The organism is Salicibibacter cibi (assembly GCF_016495865.1).
GTDB lineage: Bacteria > Bacillota > Bacilli > Bacillales > Marinococcaceae > Salicibibacter > Salicibibacter cibi.
The window spans coordinates 1067880-1092698 of the sequence record NZ_CP054706.1 but is presented as its reverse complement, the minus strand read 5'-3'; the positions used below and the strand labels follow the sequence as shown (position 1 = coordinate 1092698).

25 protein-coding genes are annotated in these 24819 nt (G+C 46.4%); 5 read left to right on the top strand and 20 right to left on the bottom strand.

Going from position 1 to position 24819, the window contains the following annotated elements:
* Window positions 1-13 precede the first annotated feature (13 nt).
* The 7 genes from HUG20_RS05465 to HUG20_RS05435 all read right to left on the bottom strand — a co-directional run bounded on the left by HUG20_RS05465 (window position 14) and on the right by HUG20_RS05435 (window position 6893).
* On the bottom strand, window positions 14-610 hold the full coding sequence (locus HUG20_RS05465; RefSeq protein ID WP_200088945.1) for a nitroreductase family protein: 597 nt from the start codon (window positions 608-610) through the stop codon (window positions 14-16).
* 15 nt (window positions 611-625) lie between these two features.
* Entirely contained in the window at window positions 626-1558 is a 933-nt protein-coding gene (gene trhO / locus HUG20_RS05460) for an oxygen-dependent tRNA uridine(34) hydroxylase TrhO (protein ID WP_200088943.1), read from the bottom strand.
* Window positions 1559-1813: 255 nt separating this feature from the next.
* A complete protein-coding gene (locus tag HUG20_RS05455; RefSeq protein ID WP_200088941.1) occupies window positions 1814-2533 on the bottom strand; it encodes a sulfite exporter TauE/SafE family protein in 720 nt (239 codons plus the stop codon).
* A gap of 119 nt (window positions 2534-2652) precedes the next feature.
* A complete protein-coding gene (gene prpB / locus HUG20_RS05450) occupies window positions 2653-3576 on the bottom strand; it encodes a methylisocitrate lyase (RefSeq protein ID WP_200088939.1) in 924 nt (307 codons plus the stop codon).
* Window positions 3577-3587: 11 nt separating this feature from the next.
* On the bottom strand, window positions 3588-5027 hold the full coding sequence (locus HUG20_RS05445; RefSeq protein ID WP_200088937.1) for a bifunctional 2-methylcitrate dehydratase/aconitate hydratase: 1440 nt from the start codon (window positions 5025-5027) through the stop codon (window positions 3588-3590).
* 43 nt (window positions 5028-5070) lie between these two features.
* Window positions 5071-6183, bottom strand: coding sequence for a citrate synthase (gene mmgD / locus HUG20_RS05440; protein WP_200088927.1), 1113 nt, complete (start codon window positions 6181-6183; stop codon window positions 5071-5073).
* A 32-nt stretch (window positions 6184-6215) separates the two neighbouring features.
* Window positions 6216-6893, bottom strand: coding sequence for a GntR family transcriptional regulator (locus tag HUG20_RS05435; RefSeq protein ID WP_246476550.1), 678 nt, complete (start codon window positions 6891-6893; stop codon window positions 6216-6218).
* Between the two features lie 209 nt (window positions 6894-7102).
* Here HUG20_RS05435 and ilvD point away from each other — a divergent pair, with 209 nt between their 5' ends.
* A complete protein-coding gene (ilvD, locus tag HUG20_RS05430; RefSeq protein ID WP_200088925.1) occupies window positions 7103-8800 on the top strand; it encodes a dihydroxy-acid dehydratase in 1698 nt (565 codons plus the stop codon).
* 424 nt (window positions 8801-9224) lie between these two features.
* On the opposite strand, the gene HUG20_RS05425 is transcribed toward ilvD, so the two are convergent.
* The 3 genes from HUG20_RS05425 to thpD all read right to left on the bottom strand — a co-directional run bounded on the left by HUG20_RS05425 (window position 9225) and on the right by thpD (window position 13008).
* Window positions 9225-11351: an ATP-dependent Clp protease ATP-binding subunit gene (locus HUG20_RS05425; protein WP_200088923.1), complete on the bottom strand. Its 2127-nt coding sequence runs from the start codon at window positions 11349-11351 to the stop codon at window positions 9225-9227.
* A 152-nt stretch (window positions 11352-11503) separates the two neighbouring features.
* Window positions 11504-11806, bottom strand: a complete 303-nt coding sequence (locus HUG20_RS05420) for a hypothetical protein (protein WP_200088921.1) — start codon at window positions 11804-11806, stop codon at window positions 11504-11506.
* Window positions 11807-12078: 272 nt separating this feature from the next.
* Window positions 12079-13008, bottom strand: coding sequence for an ectoine hydroxylase (thpD, locus tag HUG20_RS05415; protein ID WP_281392514.1), 930 nt, complete (start codon window positions 13006-13008; stop codon window positions 12079-12081).
* Window positions 13009-13276: 268 nt separating this feature from the next.
* Between thpD and HUG20_RS05410 the strand changes: the two genes are divergently transcribed.
* Entirely contained in the window at window positions 13277-13540 is a 264-nt protein-coding gene (locus HUG20_RS05410) for a spore morphogenesis/germination protein YwcE (RefSeq protein ID WP_200088920.1), read from the top strand.
* Window positions 13541-13597: 57 nt separating this feature from the next.
* Here HUG20_RS05410 and qoxD read toward each other — a convergent pair whose 3' ends face one another.
* The 7 genes from qoxD to HUG20_RS05380 form a co-directional block, all read right to left on the bottom strand.
* On the bottom strand, window positions 13598-13924 hold the full coding sequence (gene qoxD / locus HUG20_RS05405; protein ID WP_200088918.1) for a cytochrome aa3 quinol oxidase subunit IV: 327 nt from the start codon (window positions 13922-13924) through the stop codon (window positions 13598-13600).
* Window positions 13921-14535 carry a cytochrome aa3 quinol oxidase subunit III gene (gene qoxC, locus HUG20_RS05400; protein WP_425504109.1) on the bottom strand — a complete coding sequence of 205 codons (615 nt, stop codon included), beginning with the start codon at window positions 14533-14535 and terminating at the stop codon, window positions 13921-13923. Before qoxC ends, qoxD begins: the two co-directional genes overlap by 4 nt.
* Before the next feature lie 13 nt (window positions 14536-14548).
* Window positions 14549-16519: a cytochrome aa3 quinol oxidase subunit I gene (gene qoxB / locus HUG20_RS05395; protein ID WP_200088916.1), complete on the bottom strand. Its 1971-nt coding sequence runs from the start codon at window positions 16517-16519 to the stop codon at window positions 14549-14551.
* Between the two features lie 30 nt (window positions 16520-16549).
* A complete protein-coding gene (gene qoxA, locus HUG20_RS05390; protein WP_246476659.1) occupies window positions 16550-17509 on the bottom strand; it encodes a cytochrome aa3 quinol oxidase subunit II in 960 nt (319 codons plus the stop codon).
* 826 nt (window positions 17510-18335) lie between these two features.
* Window positions 18336-18512 (bottom strand): hypothetical protein, encoded by a 177-nt coding sequence (locus HUG20_RS19005; protein ID WP_211200009.1) that lies wholly within the window; start codon window positions 18510-18512, stop codon window positions 18336-18338.
* A gap of 303 nt (window positions 18513-18815) precedes the next feature.
* Complete coding sequence (locus HUG20_RS05385) at window positions 18816-20252, bottom strand: DEAD/DEAH box helicase (protein ID WP_200088911.1); 1437 nt, start codon at window positions 20250-20252, stop codon at window positions 18816-18818.
* Between the two features lie 195 nt (window positions 20253-20447).
* Window positions 20448-20645 carry a cold shock domain-containing protein gene (locus tag HUG20_RS05380; protein WP_200088909.1) on the bottom strand — a complete coding sequence of 66 codons (198 nt, stop codon included), beginning with the start codon at window positions 20643-20645 and terminating at the stop codon, window positions 20448-20450.
* Window positions 20646-20923: 278 nt separating this feature from the next.
* On the opposite strand from HUG20_RS05380, the gene HUG20_RS05375 reads away from it, so the two are divergent.
* The gene (locus HUG20_RS05375) at window positions 20924-21253 is read left to right on the top strand and encodes a CHY zinc finger protein (protein WP_200088906.1); all 330 of its coding nucleotides are present in this window, start codon (window positions 20924-20926) and stop codon (window positions 21251-21253) included.
* Here HUG20_RS05375 and HUG20_RS05370 read toward each other — a convergent pair.
* Together HUG20_RS05370 and HUG20_RS05365 are read right to left on the bottom strand one after the other, a co-directional pair.
* A complete protein-coding gene (locus tag HUG20_RS05370) occupies window positions 21250-21798 on the bottom strand; it encodes a YusW family protein (protein WP_200088904.1) in 549 nt (182 codons plus the stop codon). The genes HUG20_RS05375 and HUG20_RS05370 overlap by 4 nt on opposite strands.
* A 72-nt stretch (window positions 21799-21870) precedes the next feature.
* Window positions 21871-22788: a S66 peptidase family protein gene (locus HUG20_RS05365; protein ID WP_200088902.1), complete on the bottom strand. Its 918-nt coding sequence runs from the start codon at window positions 22786-22788 to the stop codon at window positions 21871-21873.
* A 165-nt stretch (window positions 22789-22953) separates the two neighbouring features.
* Between HUG20_RS05365 and HUG20_RS05360 the strand changes: the two genes are divergently transcribed.
* Window positions 22954-23307 (top strand): DUF1806 family protein, encoded by a 354-nt coding sequence (locus tag HUG20_RS05360; protein WP_343073213.1) that lies wholly within the window; start codon window positions 22954-22956, stop codon window positions 23305-23307.
* Window positions 23304-23972, top strand: coding sequence for a bacillithiol biosynthesis deacetylase BshB2 (gene bshB2, locus HUG20_RS05355; protein ID WP_200088898.1), 669 nt, complete (start codon window positions 23304-23306; stop codon window positions 23970-23972). Before HUG20_RS05360 ends, bshB2 begins: the two co-directional genes overlap by 4 nt.
* An 87-nt stretch (window positions 23973-24059) precedes the next feature.
* Here the strand turns inward: bshB2 and HUG20_RS05350 are convergent, their stop codons facing one another.
* Window positions 24060-24566, bottom strand: coding sequence for a GNAT family N-acetyltransferase (locus HUG20_RS05350; protein ID WP_246476549.1), 507 nt, complete (start codon window positions 24564-24566; stop codon window positions 24060-24062).
* Between the last annotated feature and the right edge of the window lie 253 nt (window positions 24567-24819).

Genomic DNA, 24819 nt, shown 5'->3' with positions numbered 1-24819 from the left:
TCATGCAACGGCGCTATCCCATATCTTCGTTTATCCATGTCGTTTTTTCCTCAATGTCTTGGCGTTGCTGTTCTTTCTTTTTGGTCGAAGCCGGCCAGCCAAGATAAATAAAACCTACGACGCCCCCTCGTTCGGATACGTTGTACAAGCGGCGCATCTCCGGATGATAGGCAGGTGCTCCGCTGCGCCAAATAGCTCCTAGACCAAGGGAATGGGCGGCGAGCAACATGTTTTGTGCGGCGGCATGGGTTGCTGCATATTCTTCGATATCAATAACCTTATCTTTTGTTGCCGGTTCTACGACGACGGTGATGACAACGGGGGCGCGAAAAGGTTTTGCCTCTTTTTTTGCCAACTTCTGTGCTTCCTTATCGCCTAACGGCTCTTCTTGTCCGCCCATTTCTTCCATCGCTATTTTTCGCAATGTTTTCCCGAGCGGGCGGCGTCCTTCCCCTTGCTGGACAAAAAATTTCCATGGTTCCGTATGATGATGATTTGGTGCCCACGTTCCCGCTTCCAATATGGTTTCGATCAGTGCCTTGTCCACCGGTTGATCGGGATAAACTTTTCCGTTGCTTCTTCTCGTTCGTATCGCTTCCAACGTTTCCATCGATCCCTCTCCTTATTATTCAGCTGATGCGGCATACGTTGTCTTTATTTCCGGCCAGCGGTTACGCGGGTGAACACGACATTCTTCGCAACAAGCGGCTTGGTGTTTTTCCTCACAGTCGGTGCAACAGACATATTGGAGATTGCATTCAGGGTTGGAACAATTGATATAGCGATCCTCTGTTTCACCACAATGATGGCAGTTGGCAATGACGACATCTTCATCGGTATAATTGGCTTTAACGGAGATACGCTCATCAAATACATAGCATTTGCCATCAAATAAATGACCTTTCACTTCCTCGTCCCGGCTGTAATTGACGATTCCTCCATGCAGTTGATAGACGTCGTTAATGCCCTTTTGCTTGAGAATCCCCGTCAGTTTTTCACAGCGAATGCCACCGGTGCAATAGGTGAGCACTTTTTTCCCCTTCAATTGATCAATATTTTCATCAATCCACTCCGGGAATTCACGGGACGTGTTTACTTCCGGCTTGATAGCATTGCGAAAATGGCCGATTTCGTATTCGTAATCATTGCGTCCGTCAAGAACGACTGTTTCTTCTTCTTGAAGCGCGTCGTGGAACTCCTGCGGTGTTAAATATTCCCCGCCGATGTCATTCGGGTTCACATCCTCGTCAAGACGCCACGTAACAATTTCTTGCTTCGAACGGACGAACATTTTTTTGAAAGCATGTTCATCAGCCTCATCGATTTTAAAGCCCATATCGCTAAATCTCGGATCGGATTTGACATATTCCATATAGGCGTCGGTTTGTTCGACCGTTCCGGAAACCGTTCCGTTCAACCCTTCGGGGGCGACGATGATTCGTCCGCGCAACCCCATGTCCTTACAATATTGCAGATGCGCTTCTGCGTATTCTTCGTAATCCGGCATCGATACATATTTATAGTATAGCAAAACGCGATAATTTTTTTGACCATCCATAACGGGTCCCTCCGAAACATGATTCTTTTTCCGAAGACTATCGTAACAGATTTTCGCTTGTTTTTCACGGAAAATGAAGAAGGCATTGTTCACTAAAAACCAGAGCTTTCATCACCTGCTTGCGACAGATTTCCTTTTCATTTTATTCGTTTGTTGGCACCAGCAGCCAAATATCTAGATCAACGGTTATCCCGGTAGAACCTTGATTCGATTTGTTCTCTATTCCAAACAAGGAAGGGGGCATTTGATATTCGTTTAATTCACCAAACTTTCGATCAACAAATAAATGGCTGTAAACAGTAAAAGGATATAGATAAATGTTTGAAAAAGACGCGGATGGATCCACTTAAATAACAGTTGTCCCAAGTACAATCCCAGCAAAACCAGTGGTACAGCAATACTACTCGAAAACCAGATGTCCACATTTGTCCCCACGGCAATCATCTGCGTGATTAAGCTCATTGTATAAATAAACAAATAAAAAGCTAGCGTCGTCCCCCTTAACGTTTCCTTTTTCATATTTGCACCTGAGAAATAAAGCATGATAGGAGGACCCGGCATTCCAATGCTGCTTGTCAAAGAACCTGATAATCCACCAACAAATAAATCTCTTCCTTGCGTTTGTTTAAAACGGAACTTCAATATCAACATCACCGTTAATAGCAGAATCATGAAGCTAATTCCCAACTGCAACGCATTGATATCTAAAACCATAATCGTCATAATCCCTATAGGTAAACCAAACAAACTTCCTATCACAAATCGCTTTAAAATTTTAATGTCTATATCTTTTTTTATTTGATTTAATAAAGCCAAAGATATCATTATGGATAAAATGAGATTGATTTGAATGGCTTCAATCGGGTCAAATATGATGAGAAGAAATGGAGTAGCCAAAATGGAAAAACCAAACCCTGTGCTAGTTTGAAGGATAGAAGCGATCAAAATAATAACGACAAATAGGAATGTATCCAAGTGAGCACCTACTTTGCAGCATCAATCATTTTCGGTTCCTTAAGCTTTTTCAATTGAACAGGCTGTTGAGAAATTAACTTACCCAACAGCCTGAGAAAGACTTCAATATCTATTCATTATTAACGTCGTTCTTTTCCTTCCTCGGGAAGAATCGTTTTCGCGACTTGCTCATCGAGCGATTCATAGTCATAGTACGAAATCGTTTCATATAGTTCCGCCCGCGATTGCATGTGGTCCAATTGGTCTTTTTGTGTTCCTTTTTCCAGGATTTCCTGAAAAACTTGCGAATACGCTTTTGCGGCGACACGCATAGATGTCACCGGGTAAATCACCATTTGGAAACCAAAAGAAGAAAATTCCTCCGCCGTAAAATACGGTGTTTTTCCAAATTCGGTCATATTCGCGAGCAATGGGGCGTCAATGCGGTCAGCGAAGTAACGAAAATCTTCCTCGTTCGTTAACGCTTCCGGAAAGATGGCATCCGCGCCGGCCGCGACATATGCGCGGGCGCGATCAACAGCGGCTTCTGCCCCTTCCACCGCCTTCGCATCCGTCCGCGCAACGACAGCAAGCGTCGGCGCGACTTTCTTGATCGTTTGCACCTTGGCGGCCATCTCTTCTGTGCTTACGAGCTGTTTTCCGTTTAAATGCCCGCATTTTTTCGGCAGCGATTGATCTTCGATTTGCACGGCGGCTACACCTGCTTCAACCATTTCTTTTGCCGTTCGCGCCACATTAAGCACGCCGCCAAATCCTGTATCAATATCGACGAGCACCGGCAGGTCGGACGCGCGAATTATGTCCTGCGCCCTTTCGGCGATCTCGTTGGAGTAGATGAGACCCACATCCGGCAACCCGCGGCTTGCCGTATAAGCCCCGCCCGATAAATACAGAGCTTGAAAGCCTGTTTCTTTTGCCACGAGGGCCGACATGCCGTCATGAGCACCGGGCATTTGCAATATTTGCTTTCGATCGTTAATCAAATCCAAAAACGCTTGATAACGTTCTTTTTGACTGGATTTTTCCGTTACAATCCAACTCATTCTCGTTCCTCCTAAATAATGAAGCTTGCCATAAAATCATTGACGGTCGTTTTTCTCAACCGTTCGGCATTGACGCCTAAATCTAACAGGTCGTCTGCTTTGCCGGCGGGAAATCTCGTTTTTAGGTTTTCGTGATATTTTTCTTCAAGCAATGGAATGCTTTCTTCCCGACGTCGACGGTGTCCGAGCGGGTACTCAACCGCTATATTTTCCGTTTTGGAACCATCTTTAAAAATCACCTGTACAGCATTCGCAATCGAACGCTTATTCGGATCAAGATAGTCCTCGGTATACTGCTTGTTTTCTTCGGTATACATTTTCTGGCGCAGTTCGTCAATCTCCGGGTTATGCGCTACCTCATCTTCATAATGATCGGCTGTCAATTCACCGTAAATCAAGCCGATCGCCGTGATATATTGCAAGGAATGGTCGCGGTCAGCCGGGTTATGGAGCGGTCCCGTTTTATCGATGATGCGGATGGCAGATTCATGGGTCGTGATCTTGACTTCCGCGATCTCATCCAATCGCCACGCGACTTCGTCGTGCAATTTGATCGCCGCTTCCGCTGCCGTTTGCGCGTGGAATTCCGCCGGATAAGAAACTTTGAAAAGCACGTTTTCCATCACGTAGGAACCGAGAGGGCGAGCTAGATTGATCGTCTCTCCGCCAAACAGCACGTCCTGAAATCCCCAGTTCGGTGCTGTAAGCGCGCTTGCGTAACCCATTTCGCCTTTCATCGTCATGAGAGCCAGGCGAACCGCACGACTTGTCGCGTCTCCGGCTGCCCACGATTTCCGCGACCCTGCATTCGGGGCGTGACGATACGTACGGAGGCTGGAGTTGTCCACCCATGCTTGGGATACCGCATCGGCTACCTGTTCCTTAGTGCCGCCCAACATAGCAGTTACGACGGCGGTCGATGCAACTTTTACAAACAGGACATGGTCCAATCCTTGGCGGTTCATGCTATTTTCAAGGGCAAGCACTCCTTGAATTTCATGTGCTTTCACCGTCGCGACCAATACATCGTCCATCGTGAGCGGCTTTTCTCCATTTGCCAACCGTTGCCGGCTTACATAGTCAGCGGTTGCCAAAATACCGCCAAGATTGTCAGACGGGTGTCCCCATTCGGCCGCCAACCACGTGTCATTGTAATCGAGCCAGCGAATGATCGTCCCGATATTAAACGCGCCTTGTACGGGGTCAAGCTCGAATTGGGTTCCCGGAACCCGCACGCCGTTGGGCACCGTAGTACCGGGAACGATCGGACCAAGGTGTTTCGTGCATTCCGGATACCGAAGAGCAAGTAAACCGCAACCGATCGTATCAAGCAAAACATACCTGGCTGTCTTCAACGCTTCCTCGCTTTGGATTTCCCCGTTTACCGCATAGTCTGCAATGTCTAATAGCACTTCATCAGTGGTTGGTTTTTCATTTGCTTTTGTACTCATTGGCAAGATGCCTCGCTTTCATTTTTCATTTGCTTTGTTTATATTATGGGTGCAATCCACGCGGACCTGTGTAATGGACACGCGGGCGGTAAAGACGGTTGTTGTCATGTTGTTCGATCACGTGTGCACCGAGTCCGACTACGCGGGCTGCAAAGAAAATGGGTGTGTATAGCGGGATCGGGATATTCAATAAATAATAGACAGGTGCCGCATAATAATCAAGGTTTGGATACAAGCCCTTTTCTTCACGGATGATATCTTCGCCACGCTGACACATATCATAAAGGTCTTCTCGGCCTTTTTCCACCGCCAATTTATAAAGGGCTTTTTTCATGAGCAACGCCCGCGGGTCCATTTTCTTCATGTAAACGCGATGGCCAAAGCCCATGACCCGTTCTTTATTACGTAATTTTTCATGCAACAACTTTGACATGCCATCGACGGTTTCCGCTTCAAGAAGCATATGCATGACCGCTTCGTTCGCGCCGCCGTGCAACGGACCTTTTAATGATGAGATCGCTCCGGTCATGGCACCGTAAATGTCGGCATTTGTGGAAGCAATCACCCGTGCCGTAAACGTTGAGTTCGGCATCTCATGCTCACTATATACCATTAGCGATTGGTCAAATGTTTCCGCTTCCAAATTGGTCGGTTCTTTTCCCGTAATCATATAAAGAAAGTTCGTGCTGTACGGCAAGCCCGGATTGGCTGGAACAGGATCTTCCTCTTGCAATGTGTGGTAGCTGTTGGCAACAATATTTGGTATTTTTGCCAATACTTTTAGCGCTTTGTTCCGATTCGCTGCCGTAGACCGGTCATCGATCTGCGGGTCATAACCCGCCAATGCTGATATCCCTGTCCGCATCGCATCCATCGCATGTGTTTCTTTCGGGAGCATGGAAAACAAATTAAAGAAATTTTCCGGAAGTGCATATTCTTTTTTTAACGCGTTTTCGATAGACAGTCGCCCTTGTTGATCCGGCAAAGACCCTTCAAACAAAAGATGCACGAGATCGAGATAGTTTTTCTTTTCGGCAAGCTCGATAAGATCGTATCCTTTAAGGACAATTTCCTCATTCTCCACATCTAAATATGAGATTTCCGTGTCTGTGGCAATGACGCCGTCAAGACCGGCTTTCACTTGCTGCTCTCCCATTAAAAGCACCTCATTTCTTCTTTTTATGCTGCTTATTTGTCCATTTCGTTTACGTACGGCTCGATCGTTTCTTCGATGGTCACGAGACTGCGTCTGATATGTGCGCGCATCGCCTCCTCAATCTCTTTTCCCGTTTTTTTTGCTTTTAAAAGCTGTAAAATTCTTTCATGCTCGTCAAGCGGCGTTTGCAACGAGTAGCTCGGATTTTTATACCCCCCGATCCGGCGGTATCGGTCAATTTTGTTCTGCAATTGTTGCAAAAAACGTTTGTTTGTTTCGTTCGTGCTTAACGCATGTAAAATTCGATGAAAATGTTCGCCGTGCTTCACAATCTCATCGCTTCGGTTTGTTTTCACCGCTCGATACATAAGTGCGATGACGTCCTCAAGTCGATAGAGATGTTCTTCCGTCATATTTTCCGCCGCTTCGCGCGCGACAAGGCTCTCTAGCATTTCCCTTACTTGAAAAACGTCCCTCGCTTCCTGCAACGTGATCGGCGCGACCATCATGCGGCCATTCGACTGCTTGACGACAAACCCTTCCAGCTCCAATCGATACAGCGCCTGGCGCAACGGAGTTCGGCTAATCTGCAAATCTTTAGAAAGATGCTCTTCCCGCAAAGGGGCAGTCGGCGCATATACCCACTCGATAATGTTTGTTTTCAATTGTTCATAGGCCAAATCAGCAGCCGACATTCGCTTTTCATACACGGAAAAATTCTCCTTTTCTTAAAATGAAGCGTATCACCACACTTCCAAGATTCATATAACCTTATCTAATTATAATTGTATACAAATTTATTTTTCTGTCAATATTTTTTCCAACTTGTTTTATTTTCTTAACGGGCGAAAAGACCTGAAATATGCTATCATTTTAGTAATTGCATTTTTCTACATGTTAATAAGGAAGGATGAAGAAAATGTCAGATGAAGAAAAAGACTTGCGCATTCGCTCGAAGGTTATTAGCGAAAGCCCCAATCGTGCGCCGAACCGGGCAATGTTACGCGCCATCGGTTTTGAAGATGACGATTTTAAAAAGCCGATGGTCGGCATCGCGAGCGCCTGGAGTGAAGTGACACCTTGCAACATGCATTTGGACAAACTGGCGGTCAGCGCCAAAGACGGCGCTGCGAATAACCATAGCGCTCCCTTGATTTTCAACACAATCACTGTCTCCGACGGCATTGGGATGGGACACGAAGGGATGTTCTATTCGCTTCCGAGCCGGGAAGTGATCGCCGACTCCATAGAAACCGTTTCACAGGCGGAACGTTTTGATGGCCTCGTTTCCATCGGCAGTTGTGACAAAAATACGCCGGGCTGTTTAATCGCGATGGCCCGCATTAATGTGCCATCGGTCTACGTTTATGGGGGAACGATTCAACCCGGAAAACTAGACGGCAAAGACATCGACCTCGTCTCCGCTTTTGAAGCGGTTGGCAAACACCAAGTGGGGCAAATCGATGACAAACAATTGCATAGGGTCGAATGCAACGCTTGCCCCGGCGCGGGTGCGTGCGGCGGCATGTACACGGCGAACACGATGGCGGCAGCCGTGGAAGCAATGGGCATGAGTTTGCCAGGTTCGTCCTCAACACCTGCGATTGCAGGAGCAAAAGAAGAGGAATGTGAACGTGCCGGCGCATTGGTCCATGAAATGTTGCAAAAAGGCATCTACCCGCGCGACATCATGACAAAAGAAGCGTTCGAAAACGCGATCACCGTCGTGATGGCATTGGGCGGTTCTACCAATGCATTCTTGCATTTGACGGCGATGGCAAACGCCGCAGATGTGGAGCTGACGCTAGATGATTTTGAAGCCATTCGTGAACGTGTCCCACACCTTGCCGATTTGAAACCGAGCGGCAAATACGTTATGCAAGATTTGAACAACGTTGGCGGTGTCCCCGCGGTAATGAAGCTGCTTCTTGAAGAAGGATTGCTTCACGGCGATGCATTAACCGTCACCGGCAAAACGTTAAGGGAGAACTTGCAAGAAGCGGAAGATCTCCATGAAGGACAAGAAGTGATCTTACCATTCTCTAATCCGAAAAAGGAAAACGGTCCGCTCGTCGTTTTGCGGGGGAATCTTGCTCCCGAAGGTGCTGTAGCGAAAATGTCCGGCCAAGATATCAGTCGTTTCAGCGGTCCGGCACGGGTTTTCGATAGTGAAGAGAGCGCCACACAAGCGATCATGAATGATAAGATTAAAAAAGGTGACGTTCTCGTCATCCGCTACATCGGGCCTAAAGGCGGGCCAGGCATGCCGGAAATGCTCTCGGTCACGGCTATGCTTGTCGGCAAAGGTCTCGGCGGAGATGTGGCCTTGCTTACTGATGGCCGCTTTTCCGGCGGTTCCCACGGGTTTGTGATCGGACATGTTGCACCGGAAGCGCAAGTCGGCGGACCGCTCGCCTATTTGCAAGAAGGCGACACGGTTACGATCGATAGCGACGAGCAGCTTTTGGCCGTCGATATCGATGAAGCGGAGATGAAAGCCCGCGCCAACGATTGGACGGCACCGGAACTTCGCTTTACATCCGGCGTTCTTGCCAAATATGCCCGCCTCGTGTCATCTGCATCGAAAGGTGCGATTACGGACGGACCGATTGAATAGCAATAGGTTTTAAAACGAATCCCCTTGGCTCTAACGGTGCCAAGGGGATTTTCTTAAACGTGCAATGACTGCTTCATATATTCTACAATAATATAGCCCCTTCATGGCGATCGAAACGTGTCAGTTTACCCCCATTCACGATCCGAGTGCTTCATAATGACCGAAAAACCAAAGAGCCTATTTTTTGTTTTAAAAATAATCTCCGAATCCATAAAGTACTTGGTTGATGCCATCATAATCAAGCGTTGAACCATTTATGGTATCATTGTTGCCAATAGACGCCATTAAATGTATAAATTGAGTTGTTTTATGGCGTCATCATTACCCGATGACGCCATAATATGCGAGATTTTGTAGATTCATGGCTCCCAAACAATTGCAAGCAGAGGTCCATAAAAAAAACAGCCCCTTCGGGCTGCTTTCCTTATTTCGTTGTCACATTCAGTTTTTCATCTCGTACGTTTACCGCAATATTTTTCACTTCTTCATTTACCAACAGGACATCGGCGATTCCGTCTTCGACGTATTCCTCGATGACACGGCGGAGCGGTCGTGCACCGAAGGTCGGATCGTAACCGAGTTCTGCCATTTTTTGTTTGGCATCTCTCGTTACTTCAATGGTAAGTCCTTGTTCGGCCGCAGCGTCTTTTAGATCCTCGAGCATAAGATCGACGATCGTTACAAGGTGCTCGCGAGACAATTCATTGAAACGGACGATCCCGTCGAAACGGTTGAGAAATTCTGGTTTGAAGTAATCGGTCAACCCTTCCATAACGTTGGACTCTTCCTCATCGGCGCCAAAGCCTACCGTCACTTTTTTCAACGCGCTTCCAGCGTTGGACGTCATGATGAGAACCGTGTCTTTAAAGCTTACCGTACGGCCTTGGCTATCCGTGAGTCGGCCATCTTCCATGATCTGCAAGAACATGTGCTGCACATCCGGATGAGCCTTTTCAATTTCATCCAGCAAAATAATACTGTATGGCTTGCGGCGCACTTGTTCTGTCAATTGACCGGCATCATCGTGTCCGACATATCCGGGTGGGGAACCAATGAGTTTGGATATGGAGTGTTTTTCCATATACTCACTCATGTCCAAACGGATCATCGCTTCACGGTCACCGAACATTTCTTCAGCCAATGTTTTGGAGAGTTCGGTTTTCCCGACTCCTGTTGGTCCGATGAACAAGAATGAACCAATCGGTCGTGTTCCTCGGCGAAGGCCGGCGCGATTACGGCGAATGGATTTCGCTACTTTTTCAACGGCTGTTTCTTGCCCGATCACTTGACTGTTCAAGCGCTCCGGCAAATCGCGCATTTTTTTCTGTTCGTCTTCTTGAAGACGGCGAACCGGAATGCCTGTCTTGACTTCTACGAGCGCTTGAATGCGGGCAACATCTACGACGGACTCATGTTTGTATTCCGACTTTGCTTCCTGCTGTTTCTCTTGTAATTGCAATTCTTCGGTGCGAAGCTTAGCCGCTCGTTCATAATCTTCCTGGCTCGTCGCCTCTTCTTTTTCAATCTTAATCTCTTCCAAACGTTTAGCGATTTCGCCATCATCCAAGTCGCTGATGAGCAAGTTCACTTTCGAACCGGCTTCGTCCATAAGGTCAATCGCTTTATCCGGCAAAAATCGGTCTTGAATATAGCGATCGGCTAAGGTAACCGATGCTTCAATAGCATCTTGCGTGTAGGTGACTTCGTGAAACTTCTCATAGTTCGGCTGGATGCCCGCGAGAATCTTCTTCGCATCTTCCAGCGACGGTTCATCAACCATGACCGGTTGAAAACGACGTTCAAGAGCAGCATCTTTTTCGATTTTTCGATACTCTGCTAGCGTTGTGGCACCAATCAATTGCACTTCTCCGCGGGCAAGTGCGGGCTTCATGATGTTACCGGCATCTGCTGACCCTTCTGCGGAGCCGGCACCGACAATTTGGTGCACCTCATCGACGAATACAATGACATCGTCACGCTCTTTCAGTTCCGCAAGCAATTGTTTCATTCGTTCTTCAAATTGGCCGCGGACACCTGTGTTGGCGACGAGCGAAGAAACGTCAAGCAAATAGATCTGTTTATTTTTCAACTTATTCGGAACCTGGTTTTGCAAGATACGCAGGGCCAAGCCTTCTGCGATCGCAGTCTTCCCGACACCTGCTTCACCGATCAACACCGGGTTGTTTTTGTTTCGGCGGTTTAGCGTTTCAATGACGCGTTCCACTTCTTGATCCCGGCCGATAATCGGATCTATTTCACCATTGTTGGCACTGTGGGAAAGGTTTCTCCCCAGTTCGTCGAGTAAGCCGCCACCTTGACCGGCGCCTTGCTGCGTTTGGGCATTCGTATATTGTTGCCCCTGTTGGTTGCCGCCCATCGCGTTCATCATTTGATCAAATTGCGATTGGCCGCTCATGCCGGTAGGCTGGCGCATGTGATTGCGAATGTCGCGGTAGCACTGCTTGCATAGATTCATCTGCTGTTGATTTCCGTTTACATTGATTCTCATCTGAATTCGCGCTTCGTTTTGTTGGCAATGATCACATCTCATCGATCTGCTTCCTCCTTGTTCTGTTTTCTTTTTGGTTGTTTGTATACGTTTGTCTTTGAATTGACTTTGACTATATTTGACCTTTGCATACTTCTATTATAGTTTGACTTTCTTTGACTTTCAAGTGTTTTGTTTAATTTTTTTTTGGTCTTTCACCAAAATCTATAGTTGTTTTCAGTAAATGATGATAATAACACTAGTGCAGAAAGGCTGAAATAAGTGATCACACCGACTACCGGAAGGCCTGATTGGGACTTCACACCAGGGCTATCGACCGGATAAACTGTCACTGCCCGAGTCAAGGTATCAAATACTCTCGTCAATGACCGAATATCTTCCTTCGAAGCAGGACTCCCGGTTTTCATGAAATGGTCATGGCGACCGAAAACAAAAGCCAATCGCTCGTTCGGACGCCATGAGACAGCCACTTGCACTAGCCAGCGGAGGAAAAACACGAAGACTCCTGTGGGAAAGCGCAGTGAGAAGACCCCGCAGAAAAAAGCGAATTTCTTTCTTCCACTTTAAAAATGTTTAACTTTGTTAAGGGAGTACCACTAGAACTTGGTGGAAGCCAAGTTTTTCTATGAGGAGGCTGAGCTTGGGGCACACGGAAAGCGTCGTGTTTTTCCGTAGCTGTTACTATCGATCATGATTACACCTATTTCTTTTTTGGGTTAAAAACAATAAAAACGCCCGCTTGCACACACGTGCAAACGAGCGTATAGATTTATTTCAATCCTGCTTTTTCTTTAAACGTCGATCGCGGCTGAATCGGTTTAATCTGATCGCGATTAGCGAGAAACTCAGGTCTCGGTTTTGCATTTCCAAACGGTTCCTCTAGTTGATTTTCAAGCGAATTGTAGACAAAAAAAGCGTTGCTTCTCGGCAAAGGTGAAATATTGCCGCTGGAACCATGCATCGTATTGCTTTCGAAGAACAGTACCATACCGGCTTTTCCGGTCGCACGATCGATTTGTTTTCCTGCTTTTTCAAATAATTTGTTTAAACTTTCCGGATCAGGAACACCGAGCTCTTGTTTTTGAAGGGACTGTTCGTAATTTGCGTCCGGCGTCTCTCCCGGACATGACACATACCATTGATGGGATCCCGGAATCAGCATGAGCGGACCGTTGTATTCGTAATTGTCGGTCAAAATGATCGAACAACTGACCGCGCGCGGGTTAGGCATGCCGTCTTCTACGTGCCACGTTTCAAAATCAGAGTGCCAATAAAATTCCTTGCCGCTAAAGCCGGGTTTAAAGTTAATGCGGGACTGCGTGATGTAGACGTCACTTCCGAGCAATTGCTGCGCTGCTTTGACGAGGTGTTCATTTGCAGCAAGCCGGCTGAAAAAATCGTTATGTTTGTGGACTTCAAATATCGAACGCACTTCATCCCCTTCAGGTTCAAGGACGACAGTCTCCGATTTTTGCCCTCTTTGTGCCGCTAATGTGTCATTAAGGTGTTCAGACATGATGCTAACTTCTTCGTCGCTAAACACGTCATCGAGCATCAGGTAGCCATTGTCCTCGTAAGAATCAAGCTGCTTCGACGTTAACGGACCATCCATTTTTCCCCGATTATGAATCACTGGATCTGTTCGCTTCATTATTTCTGCATTCTTCCCTACCCGTGAAGGATACAAATCAGTACGCAACGTTGAACACTCCTTGACTTATTAATTATTTGTCTTTCACTATCTACTTTATATGCTCAATCATTCACAAGCAAACAGCTTTAGGGTGCTTTTATGGCCATAACAATCCCTGCTGATTGCTCTTCGATTGTTTGATAAATATTTTTCCATTTTATCTGCGACTATCTTTTCCTAACATTCTAATTCTTTTCTTTTTGAATTAGTGTAAAATCGTCAAGTATTTGTTACAATAAATGTGATGAGAATGTGAATACAAGGAGATGGGGATATGGGGATCTTCTTTTTATATTTGTTTATTGCCAGCGCTACCCCGCTGTTTTTATGGAAAGAAAAACGCTGGTTGGCAATCGCCGGCTTACCGCTTTTAATTGTGATGTGGATCATGTCCGGTTTTTATGTGGCTGATTTATTAACACCTGAAACGCACACGTTTTTCATGGTTTTGTTTTCGTTCAACGTGCTTCTTGCCCACGTGGCCGCAATTATTCTGTATGTAAAGCCGGAATGGTGGAAACGTTTCGCAACCGATTAAGGAATCCCAGTCCGCGCAGACTGGGATTTTTTTATCGTTCCGCAGAATAATTGGCGATTACATATGGTGATCCAGGTGTATGCCAAACTCCATTACCCAATAAGAACCGACGGCAACAACAATAGCGACAAAGGCAGAAAAGAGAATATGTCCCACTTGAATCCTGCCATTGCTGCTTTCGGCCATATGCATGAACATCAGCAGTTGCAAGGTAGCTTGGATAAAGGCAAGCGCAAAGATCAATACGACGATCGTCCGGACACTGAACGCTGAATAAAAAGCAATCCACAAAGCGACCAACGTTAATACGATGGAACTGATAAAGCCGACGACGTGTTTCCACGGGAAATGCCCTTTTTTTGTGGAAGTTGTTCCGTTACTCATGCGATCACCAACCTTAACAAGTATACGCCTGTAAAGATGAAAATCCAGATAACATCGAGAAAGTGCCAATAGAGGCTGGCAATAAACGTTTTATTGGCAGTCACCGGGGTTAATCCCCGCCTTTTAACTTGAATCAGAATAATGATGAACCAAGCCACACCCATGGCAACGTGCAGGCCGTGAGTCCCGAGAAGAAGGAAAAAGGAGGACCAATAAGCGCTCGTAGCCAAGGTTGCTCCTTCACTGGCATACTCCACAAACTCATAAATTTCCATTCCCAAAAAGCCAAGTCCCAAAAGTAGCGTGATCCCTATCCAAATCATCATGCGTGTCACATTTCCAAGCCGCATTTCATGAATCGCGAGCCCGCTTGTAAAACTGCTCGTCAGCAGGGTGAAGGTCATCGCGAGCACCAATCCAATACTGAAAACTTCAGCAGGGGGAATGCTTGATGCTGTGCGGTAAATGAGCACGAAATACGTCCCGAAAAGAGTGGAGAAGAGAACGATTTCCGCCCCCAGGAACATCCAGAAACCGAAAATGTTATACTCTCCGGTTTCCGTTTGATATTCCAATGGGGTTTCTTCTCCAGGGAAGTCTTCACGTTCGATGGGATCAATTTTATTATCCATTTTCATGTGCTTGTCCCTCCCTGATCCCTTCTTCTTCTTTTCTCACTTCTTCTGCCGAAACGATGTGGCCGTCATCGCGTGAAAACGATCGTTGAATCATACACGCAAAAATACCGATAGCTCCAACGATCGCGATTGGCCACCAATGAAACACGAGGCCGAATCCGCCAATAAACATGAACACACACATGACAAATGGGGTTCCTGTATTATTCGGCATATGGATGTCTTGGTACTCCTCTATATCATTCGGATCGATGCCTTCTTGTTTCATTTGCCAAAACGCATCTTGGCCTTTGACTTCCGGGATTTTTGCAAAGTTATAATGCGGCGGAACTGCAGAGGACGTCGCCCATTCAAGCGTGCGGCCATCCCAAGCATCACCGCTCATTTCTCTCGGTTGATAACGATAGCTATAATAAATGTTATATACGAAGATCACAAAAGCAATGCCCATCATGAAAGCACCGACGGTAGATATAAAGTTTAAGCTAAACCAGCCGTCTTCCGGGAAGTATGTGTAAATCCGCCGCGGCATACCGTCCAACCCAAGAAAATATTGCGGAAAAAAACAGATGTTAAAGCCGATCATAAAAAGCCAAAACATCCAATAGCCGAGCCGCGCATTCAACTTCACACCAAACATCTTCGGCCACCAGTAAATCGTCCCCGCAAAACAGGCAAAAATCGTGCCTGCAATTAGCACATAGTGAAAATGGGAGACGAGAAAATACGTATTGTGATACTGATAATCGGCTGCTGCCATGGCAAGCATGACCCCGGTGACACCGCCAACGGTAAAGTTTGGAATGAAGCCGAGTGCCCAGACCATCGGTACGGAAAAACGTATTCGCCCACGATGCAGCGTTGCCAACCAGTTGAATATTTTCACCCCGGTCGGAACCGCGATCGCCATCGTTGAAATGGAAAAGAAGGAGTTAACCATCGGTCCTGCGCCCATTGTGAAAAAGTGATGGACCCAGACAAGGAAACTTAGGCCTGAAATCGCGGCAATCGCGAAAACCATGGATGTGTAACCAAATAAGCGTTTGCGGGCAAAGGTCGTAATAATCTCTGAAAATATACCAAATGCCGGCAAAATAACAATATAGACTTCCGGATGTCCCCAAAGCCAAAAAAGGTTGACCCACATCATCGGCATGCCGCCGTCTTGCAATGTAAAAAACGCCGTATCCCACAACCGGTCAAAGGTTTGCATCGCCAAAGCAACGGTTAAAATCGGAAATGCACCGATGATAATCAGCGAAGTGATCAGCGTCGTCCATGTGAACATCGGCATTCGCATAAGTGTCATGCCTTTTGCCCGCATTTTTAAAATGGTAACGACAAAGTTAATCCCAGTCGCTAGCGTTCCTATCCCGGTAATTTGTAAGCCGAGCAAATAAAAATTTTGTCCCGGCCCCGGACTGAGGTCGTTGGAAGCTAAGGGCATATAAGCGGACCAACCCGCGTCAGGAGCGCCTCCGATCACAAATGAAATATTAAATAGCATCGCGCCCCAAAAAAACGTCCAAAAGCTTAAGTTATTCAGAAAAGGGAACGCAACGTCACGTGCGCCTATTTGCAGCGGCGTCGCCACGTTCATCAATCCGATGAGAAACGGCGTGGCCACGAAAATGATCATAATCGTGCCGTGCGTCGTGAATATCTCATTATAATGTTGAGCTTCCCCTAGAAAAGGCATCTCCGGAACCGCCAATTGCGTTCGCATCATCAATGCGTCAACTCCTGCGCGAATCAACATTAACATCGACGCGATGATGTACATGATCCCGATTTTACGATGATCCACACTCGTGATCCATTCGTTCCAGAGCCACTTCCATTTTTTAAAATAAGTCAGGACGAAAATAATCCCAAGGCTTGTCAGCAATATGGATATTTGTCCGGCATGTATAAAGGGCTCTCCCGTGACGATAAATTCATCCCAATCGAGGTTCAAGTAGATTCTCCCCTTTCCTTTCCAACCCGTCTAATGGTGATGGTGGGAATCATGTTCTTGCGGTGTTTCTTCATTTTGCGTGTCTTCCGTTTCTACAGACCCGGCTTCCACATCAATATTAAGCTGTGGAACCCCATCAGGGGCGTCAGAAGCATGAGGGTTCGTCGGCTCGTACCCTTCTCTTTCCCAGGCTTCCATAGCATACTCCGCATCCATCGCGTGATCCACCCATTCTAAATGAGTGCCTGAAAAAGTGTACTCACCCACATGCCCGGGTACCATAAATTGATCATAAATCCCTTGAGTGAGTTCCGGTGCATCTTCTTGGACGTCCGCCACCCATTCGTTGAATGCAGATTCTTCGATGGCGTTGACATCGAAACGCATCTCCGCAAATCCTTCTCCTGTATAATTCGCATTTCTTCCATAATACGTTCCTTCTGTGCCCGCCTGTAAGTATAGTTCCGTCTCCATGCCGGCCATATTGTAACGTTGCCCTCCCAATTGGGGCACCCAAAAAGAGGCCATGGAATCGGCTGACGTGAGTTTAAACAACACCGGGCGATCCACCGGTATATTAAGATAATTAATCGTTTCGATATCTTCCTCCGGATAACTAAAAATCCACATCCAATTCGAAGATGTCGCATGAACAACAAGTGGTTCTTCATTTTCCGTGCTCGCCTCCGGTACCTCCTCAATATTGAAAATGGTATAAACCGTCGGTATGGAGAGAACGGTAACGATGGCAATCGGAATAGCCGTCCATATCACTTCCAGTTTGACACTTCCGTCAATATTCGGGTCGTATCCTCGATGCCCGTCCCTTTCCCGATACTTTACGAGAAAATACGTCAACAAAATTAATACAACGAGGACGATAATAAGCATAAAAGTAATGGAAAGGATAATTAAATCCCGTTGCTGTTCTCCAACGGTCCCTTCCGGATCAAGAACCGTCATCCCGCACCCACTCGTTATGATCATCATAAATAGAGCAAAAGATATGTACAAAAACCGATTCAAACGATCACCTCCGATGTACATATTATTTTGTTCAACTATACCAAATATGAATCCGTTATAAATCGTCTATTTCTCTCATTTAGTGAAATATTGATATCTTGAACAGGGTCCTATGGTTGAAAAATAGATGTAATCATGAACGATGGAAACCGCTACGGAAAAACCACGACGCGTTCCGTAGGCTTGCGCTCAACCTCCTCGTTAGCAAACGTGGCTTTTCGCCAAGCTTTTATGGCGAAAAGCCTGCATCCAACTGATGCTGGTAAGCACGTTGGTTGATCCTTTTCCCCCTCTGCGCTTTTCCACGGAAGTCTCCGTGTTTTTTCTTTCGCTAGCTAGTGGTCTATATCAGAAGTTCTTTTCCTCGCTCAAATCGCCTCGTTTGCAGCAAACATAAACATCGGAGGGCGAACAGAAACAAGACCGAGACCAGCCGTGAGCTGGGAATCTAATGGAGTTATTGTCTCCGATTGCCAGTTGGCCGATTCAGACCATTCATATATACGATGCGTAAGGAGATAACGATCACATTCTGCTCGGACGTATAAAGTAATCCCTCTAACGGAGGCCGAATTACTCTGAGAGGAACAAGCGAAACGAAGTAATCCCTCTGACGAAGGGTGAGCTGCCCCGGAGGGAAAAAATTCATCTTATACGAATGATGTTCCATTTTTCAATGGGGAAAGGACTTTTAAAACACACCACTAGTGTAGCCTGTCGAAAATAAGCAATCACACCGACGATCGGAAGACCGGATTAGGGCTTCAAACTGGGGTATTGATCGATTGGATTAAACTGCCACAGCCCGAGTTAAGGTATCAAAGGCGATCGTCAATGACCAAATGTCTTTTTGCGAAGCAGTACCTCCCCGACCTCCATGAAACGGTTCATGGTGACCGAAAACGAAAGCCAAATGCTCGTTCGGCCGCCATGAGGCAGCCATGCCGACCGAATGCTTTCGATACAAGCCTTTTCGGTCTCCATGAAGCGGCTATGACGCCCGAACGCTTTCGATTCAGGCCATTACGGTCGCCATAAAACGATTATGGCGACTGAACACGAGAACCGACCGCTTTTTCGGTCGCCATGATGCGGTAAATTGTTCGCTAGGGAGCCAGAAGTGTTGCCGACCGAACTTCTTCCAACTGTCCCTATGATCGGGTAATTCAGAAAATTTATACAGGTAATAAAGTTTATTTATACTTCTTACCTGCTAAAATAAAAAACGAGCAACCAGGCCATTTTCCTGTCACTCGTTTCTTTGCCAGTCTCAACCTGAACGCTGCCTTTGGTTTCCCCTGTTGCGTCCCTGGTTTTTTTGACGCCCTCCGCCACCGCGACGTTGCTGAAATCGGCCTTGTTTGCCGGCCGGTTTTCGTTTTTGTTTGCTAACAATTGGGCGTTCGCCGGTTAGTTTTTTGGCCGGCTCTTTTTTATCTTTTTGCAACATGGACAACGCGGCAGCCACTACGGTTACCGGCTCGTGCTCCTGTAGCAATTTTTCCGCCATTGGCTCCAGACCGGTGTGTTCCCCTTTTTCGATGATTTGCGTAAGTTCCTGTGCCGCTCGTTCTTGTCTGGCGATCTCCGCTTCATGGTCACTCGGAACATCAATGTGCTTAATGCTTCCTTTGGTTGCCTTTTCAATCATCGCCATATGGTCCATTTCAACGGGAGCGGCGAATGTAAAAGCTTTTCCGGAATGCCCTGCCCGTCCGGTTCGGCCGATCCGGTGAACGTAGCTATCCGACTCTTGCGGAATATCGAAGTTAAACACGTGGGTCACGCCCGAAACGTCAATCCCCCGCGCCGCCACATCCGTAGCAACCAAATACTTTACGGCTCCTTGTTTGAAACGGCGTAACACATTGGTCCGTTGTGCCTGTTTCATGTCCCCGTGAATACCGGCAGCTTCATACCCTTGCTGTTCGAGCGCTTCAGATAGCTCATCCACCCTCCGCTTCGTGCGACCGAAAATGATCGCAAGATCCGGATCTTCAAAATCAAGCACACGGCTAAGCGCAGACAGTTTTTGCTTTTCGGGTACTTTGAGTGCAAATTGTTCAATATTGGACACCGTCATCGCTTTTGTTTTGACGGAAACGGTTTCCGGTTCTGTCATAAAACGATCGGCAACTTTTTTCAAACGATTCGGCATCGTTGCCGAGAATAAAAGCGTCTGTCGTTCTTCAGGAATTTTTTCCAATATCTCTTCAATATCTTCAATAAAACCCATGCTTAGCATTTCATCCGCTTCGTCAAGTACAACGGTACGAATCGATTGCGGACGAATTGTCCTTCTTCTTGTATGGTCCATATAACGCCCCGGTGTCGCGACAATAATGGACGGGCGGGCTTTTAATTCCCGTATTTGTCGCCCCATATCGGCACCCCCGTACACAGCAACAGCTTTCACTTTCTTGGTGCGCCCAAGACTGTTCACTTCTTCGCAAACTTGAACGGCCAATTCACGAGTAGGGGTGAGAATAAGCGCTTGTACGTTTGGATCCTCCGGATCCACTTTTTCGATGATAGGAAGCGCGAAAGCCGCGGTTTTTCCCGTTCCGGTTTGCGCCTGACCGATGACATCACTGCCACCACGAGCAACGGGCAATATTTTTTCCTGAATCGATGTGGCCTCTGTGAAACCCATCTGTTGTACACTTTTTAATAAATAAGGCGGTAAATCCAATTCTTCAAATGTCATGCATCTGCTCCTTTATACATCTTTTTCCTCAGGATCCTTAGGTTTAAAGATGCAAAAGCGCATGCGTTCCCGCCTAACGAAATGCCATGGCGATACGAATTACGAATCATACTTCTTCATCCACTTTTGCATAAAAAAAGGGTATATTCCCTTTGACGCTGGAATATACCCCTCTATTCCTGAGTATCACGCGTTTTACAGACCGACGACGTTTGCTGCTTGCGGTCCGCGGTCGCCTTCAACGATTTCGAATTCTACGTCTTGGCCGTCTTCAAGCGTTTTGAATCCTTCTGCTTGAATGGCGGAGAAGTGTACGAAAACATCGTCTCCTTCTTCACGCTCGATGAAACCAAATCCTTTTTCGGCGTTGAACCATTTTACTTTACCAGTCATGCTGATGGCCTCCTTTGAATAGGCAGTCCAAAAAGATTCATCCTTCTTGAACAAGAAATTCTAAAAATAATTGAAACCGGGTGAACCTTTTTGCGTCCTAAACTTAAAAGCAGAGGCCGAAAAACAATTACACCGTACATTCAATCACTTTCGACATATTGACTATACCATAGCTTACACCAATTAGCAAATATTATGCGGAAAAAAATTTCTGGTCAATGTGGCGCTCCATTTTGTTACACTGGATCCAACGATTCTAACATAAAAGGGGGAGCAAAATGAAACGCGTGTACGGCAAGAAAATCGATCGACAAACGCGATGCATTCACTATTCCTCAGATAAAGATATCATCGCGATCAAGTTTCATTGTTGCGGAAAATACTATCCGTGCTATCAATGCCATCAGGAATCCGAGGCACACGCCATTTCCGTATGGCCTTCAGATCAATTTGGCGAACGTGCCATTTTATGCGGCGTTTGCGGTTACGAGCATACCATCCGCGCGTACCTGGCAACCGACCGTTGTCTCAAATGCCATTCCATCTTTAATGAAGGATGCAAATTCCACTATCATCTTTATTTTGAACGAAATGAGGCAAACGATTAAGATTCATCTTCAACCTCTGTTTCGCTATCATCAAAGAACTCTGCTTCAACTTCCAGCTCGCTGTAATCTTCATCAAGGGTAAATGCATCAATCGCGGCATCCAATATGTCATCCTCACCGGAGTTCTCATCGATATCCATTTCCGGGAGAATTCCGGAAAGTTCCTCTAATGCCTCTTCGCCTTCCATTTCTATATCTTCGCCGTTCCGGGTATCTTCAATTTCCGCTTCGGGATTTCCACCTTCATAGTCATATTCTGCCTCGTATTCCCCGTGGCTGTATTCAGCTTCCAATTCGAACTCGTCATAGGGGAGATCTTCGTACCATGCTTCGTCTGCATCCGCATCCCCGCCATCCTCATCGGCACCATCATCCATGTCATCGTCGACACTCACTTCATCTTCTTGTTGCACTTCCGCATTATCATCGCCCTCATCAGGAGCGTCTCCATTTGTTTCATCTTCGAATTCTCCCCCGTCATTTCCACAAGCAGCAAGGCTTGTAGCAACTACAGCGGATAATGTAAGCATTCCATACTTCTTCATGCGTTAGCCTCCTTTTTTCTCCATCCCCCACTTTCCCATTAAGATTGTCTTCCAAACTGAACATTACAGTTGTTATCCTTCGCTAATAACCGTAATCGTCCCGTCATCACTATTAAGGTTTGCGCTAGCCCCGATCGGGACAGCCGCTTTATAAGTCCCGTGCCCGCTTGCAAGCCCTGTAATCAACGGTTTTCCCATCGGCACAATGAAATTTTCGATCAAATCTTCATAATCCTCCCCATATGCAACTTGGCAATTATTGCATTCGCCGAGAATAATTCCTACGCAATCATCAAATTTTCCCGCTTGCTCAAGATGTTTCATATACCGATACACAGTATTGATAGGTGCATTCACTTCTTCCAAAAATAAAATACAACCCGTTGTATCAATTTCAAATGGCGTTCCCAACGTTCCAATAAAAGAAGTAAGGTTCCCGCCTACGATCGGACCTGTCACATTCCCCGGAACACGACCTGTTAACGGCGCAACCTCCGGCGGATTAACAATTGCATGGTCAATGGATGTTGATGAAACAACACTGAAAAACTGTTCGAAATTATATGGAGGAGTCGTTTCTTGAAAATCAATCAGCATCAAGCTGTGCACAGCAATGATATTCGCATATTGATAAAGTGTATTTAAGAGAACCGTAATATCGCTGTATCCACTGATCCATTTCGGGTTATTTTCAATCACCTCGAAATTTAAATACGGAAGAATCCCGGCTACACCAACACCGCCGCGTGTCGGCAAAATCATGCTCACATCCTCCCGTTCGAACATTGCCATTACATCCGCTGCCCGCTCCTGATCCGTTCCGGCCAAAAAACCATCCCAATCGTATACATGTGCGCCGAGCACGACGTTCAAGCCCATCGCTTCCAACGTTTGCACCCGTTCATCAATGATCTCGGCTTCGAGTGGACTACCCAACGTCACGATACCTACTGTATCTCCGGCTTGCAGTGTCGGGGCTTGAATGGCCACTAGCACATCCCCCTTTTCCTTCGTGCATTTCTTCCTTTTACTATATGTCCGCTTTTAAACGATCATTCTCACGAGCATTTCTGTTTAAAACAAATACGTAAAAAGGTAAAATAAAACTATGCTATAAACCTACTACCCAGCAAACGAGGAATGATTGTTTTGGAAATGATTCACGTAGACATTGTTCAGCCATTATTGGATTTTTTTAATGAGAAACACGTATATATCCATTTTGAATTGACGAACGGCGCTTACGCTGCCTACCGCCACGGCAAACACCATGCTGCCGGCGGGTATGTGCGAAACGCGCGTATGGATGTTCAGCACGGAAAGATTAAGGGTGAAGACCCGTATCGCGTAGGCTTAAAAACCGATGATGGTTGGATCTTTGCCGAAGGCTTATCGATGTTTGACTATAAAAACAATGAGTCGCTGTACTTGTATGGGTTCGATGAACAAGGAAAACTCGCCGTTGCTTTGCAACTTAGTACAATCCCGTTTCGAGGAGGGATAACATGAATAAAGAAGGGCACATCTTATTGCTTTTTCCACACCCGGATGATGAAACATTTTCAGCCGCGGGAACGATCATGATGCACAAAAGGGAGCACGGGACAAAAGTGACCGTCGCTTCCTTAACATCCGGTGAAATGGGAAGAAACTGGGGTAACCCGCCGGTGGCAAACCGGGAGACGCTGCCGTTCATTCGTCAAAAGGAACTCCAAAACGCCTGTGACATCATGGGCGTGGACGAGCTTCTTCACCTTGGCTATCGGGATAAAACGCTGGAATTTGAGGATGAGCAAACACTCGCTTCACATTTACGGAAAGTGATTCTCGATGTCGATCCATCACTTGTCATTACGTTTCATCCGGGACTTAGCATCCATCCGGATCATGATGCCACCGGTGCCGCCGTGGTTGAAGCGATGAAAAAGATTCCGGAAAGCAAGCGACCGAAACTGCACACGAAAGCCATTACGGCCAATGCGGTGGAAGAAATCGGAGAAGCTGACATCGTTTATGACATCGACGATTTAATGGAACGAAAGTTACAAGCGATTGATGCCCACGAGAGCCAAATGCAAGAAGTATCGGCGATCACGAAACAGAAAATTGCCGAAGGCGATGAGGATACGGAAGCCTGGATTCGCTACGAGGAATTTTGGACGTATGAATTGTGACATCCTCTTGGCATTGAAATATCGAACATCCGGGATGAAGAAGGAAGGGGGCCGTTGTTCCCTTGCGACCCTCCTTTCTACTCTCCTTTACATGGTTTCTCGATCCGCATCAATTTCAATATAAAATGGGACGATATCGGCATAGCTTCCATCTTTTTGTTTAAATCCATTCGGGATGACACCTAATGAGGTAAAACCTAGCTTTTTGTATAAGTGAATCGCTCCCTTGTTTGTAACGACGACCGCGTTATATTGCATGATTCGAAACCCCAGTGATCCTGCTCTCTCCAAAGAATCAATGACCATTTTTTCTCCAATCCGTTTACCTCTTTGGCCGGCTTTAACACCATAAGATGCATTGGCAATATGGCCACAGCGCCCTTCACTATTCGGGTGTACAATATAAAGGCCAAGTATCTCTCCGTTTTCTTCAGCCACACCTGTATAGGATTGTTCCGCAAAAAAGCACTGGGCTGCCTCCAATGTCAACGGTTCTTCCTGTGGAAAGCTCATGCCCTCCACCACAATATCATTCCATATCGTTAACAAGTGTGATACGTCCGCTTCTGTATATGGTCTAATAATGATACTCACTTCCAACTCCCCTTTTTTTAAATTCACCGGAAATAAATTGAAATTTTCGACAAAAAAAGAACCATGAAAACCATTCATCTGCCCACGATAGTTACGACAATATATCTTAAGGAGTGATTTTCATGCCTATCGCCAATCCAGTTCTCCCGACGTCGTATGGACACTCGACCACAGAGATGAAGACAAGTACACGTATGTCTACAATGGAGGTGCCGTGGAGCGTCATGTTTGTTTGATGGCGTCATAACGATCC

Bases quoted from the DNA above. Each gene is read 5' to 3' on its own strand.
- qoxA (WP_246476659.1), bottom strand. From the start codon at position 17,509: ATGATGATCATAACGAGTGGGTGCGGGATGACGGTTCTTGATCCGGAA.
- ilvD (WP_200088925.1), top strand. From the start codon at position 7,103: ATGTCAGATGAAGAAAAAGACTTGCGCATTCGCTCGAAGGTTATTAGC.
- trhO (WP_200088943.1), bottom strand. From the start codon at position 1,558: ATGGATGGTCAAAAAAATTATCGCGTTTTGCTATACTATAAATATGTA.
- mmgD (WP_200088927.1), bottom strand. From the start codon at position 6,183: ATGGGAGAGCAGCAAGTGAAAGCCGGTCTTGACGGCGTCATTGCCACA.
- prpB (WP_200088939.1), bottom strand. From the start codon at position 3,576: ATGAGTTGGATTGTAACGGAAAAATCCAGTCAAAAAGAACGTTATCAA.
- HUG20_RS05445 (WP_200088937.1), bottom strand. From the start codon at position 5,027: ATGAGTACAAAAGCAAATGAAAAACCAACCACTGATGAAGTGCTATTA.
- HUG20_RS05410 (WP_200088920.1), top strand. From the start codon at position 13,277: ATGGGGATCTTCTTTTTATATTTGTTTATTGCCAGCGCTACCCCGCTG.
- HUG20_RS05385 (WP_200088911.1), bottom strand. From the start codon at position 20,252: ATGACATTTGAAGAATTGGATTTACCGCCTTATTTATTAAAAAGTGTA.
- HUG20_RS05360 (WP_343073213.1), top strand. From the start codon at position 22,954: ATGATTCACGTAGACATTGTTCAGCCATTATTGGATTTTTTTAATGAG.
- HUG20_RS05380 (WP_200088909.1), bottom strand. From the start codon at position 20,645: ATGACTGGTAAAGTAAAATGGTTCAACGCCGAAAAAGGATTTGGTTTC.
- bshB2 (WP_200088898.1), top strand. From the start codon at position 23,304: ATGAATAAAGAAGGGCACATCTTATTGCTTTTTCCACACCCGGATGAT.
- HUG20_RS05375 (WP_200088906.1), top strand. From the start codon at position 20,924: ATGAAACGCGTGTACGGCAAGAAAATCGATCGACAAACGCGATGCATT.
- HUG20_RS05370 (WP_200088904.1), bottom strand. From the start codon at position 21,798: ATGAAGAAGTATGGAATGCTTACATTATCCGCTGTAGTTGCTACAAGC.
- HUG20_RS05425 (WP_200088923.1), bottom strand. From the start codon at position 11,351: ATGAGATGTGATCATTGCCAACAAAACGAAGCGCGAATTCAGATGAGA.
- HUG20_RS05465 (WP_200088945.1), bottom strand. From the start codon at position 610: ATGGAAACGTTGGAAGCGATACGAACGAGAAGAAGCAACGGAAAAGTT.
- qoxD (WP_200088918.1), bottom strand. From the start codon at position 13,924: ATGAGTAACGGAACAACTTCCACAAAAAAAGGGCATTTCCCGTGGAAA.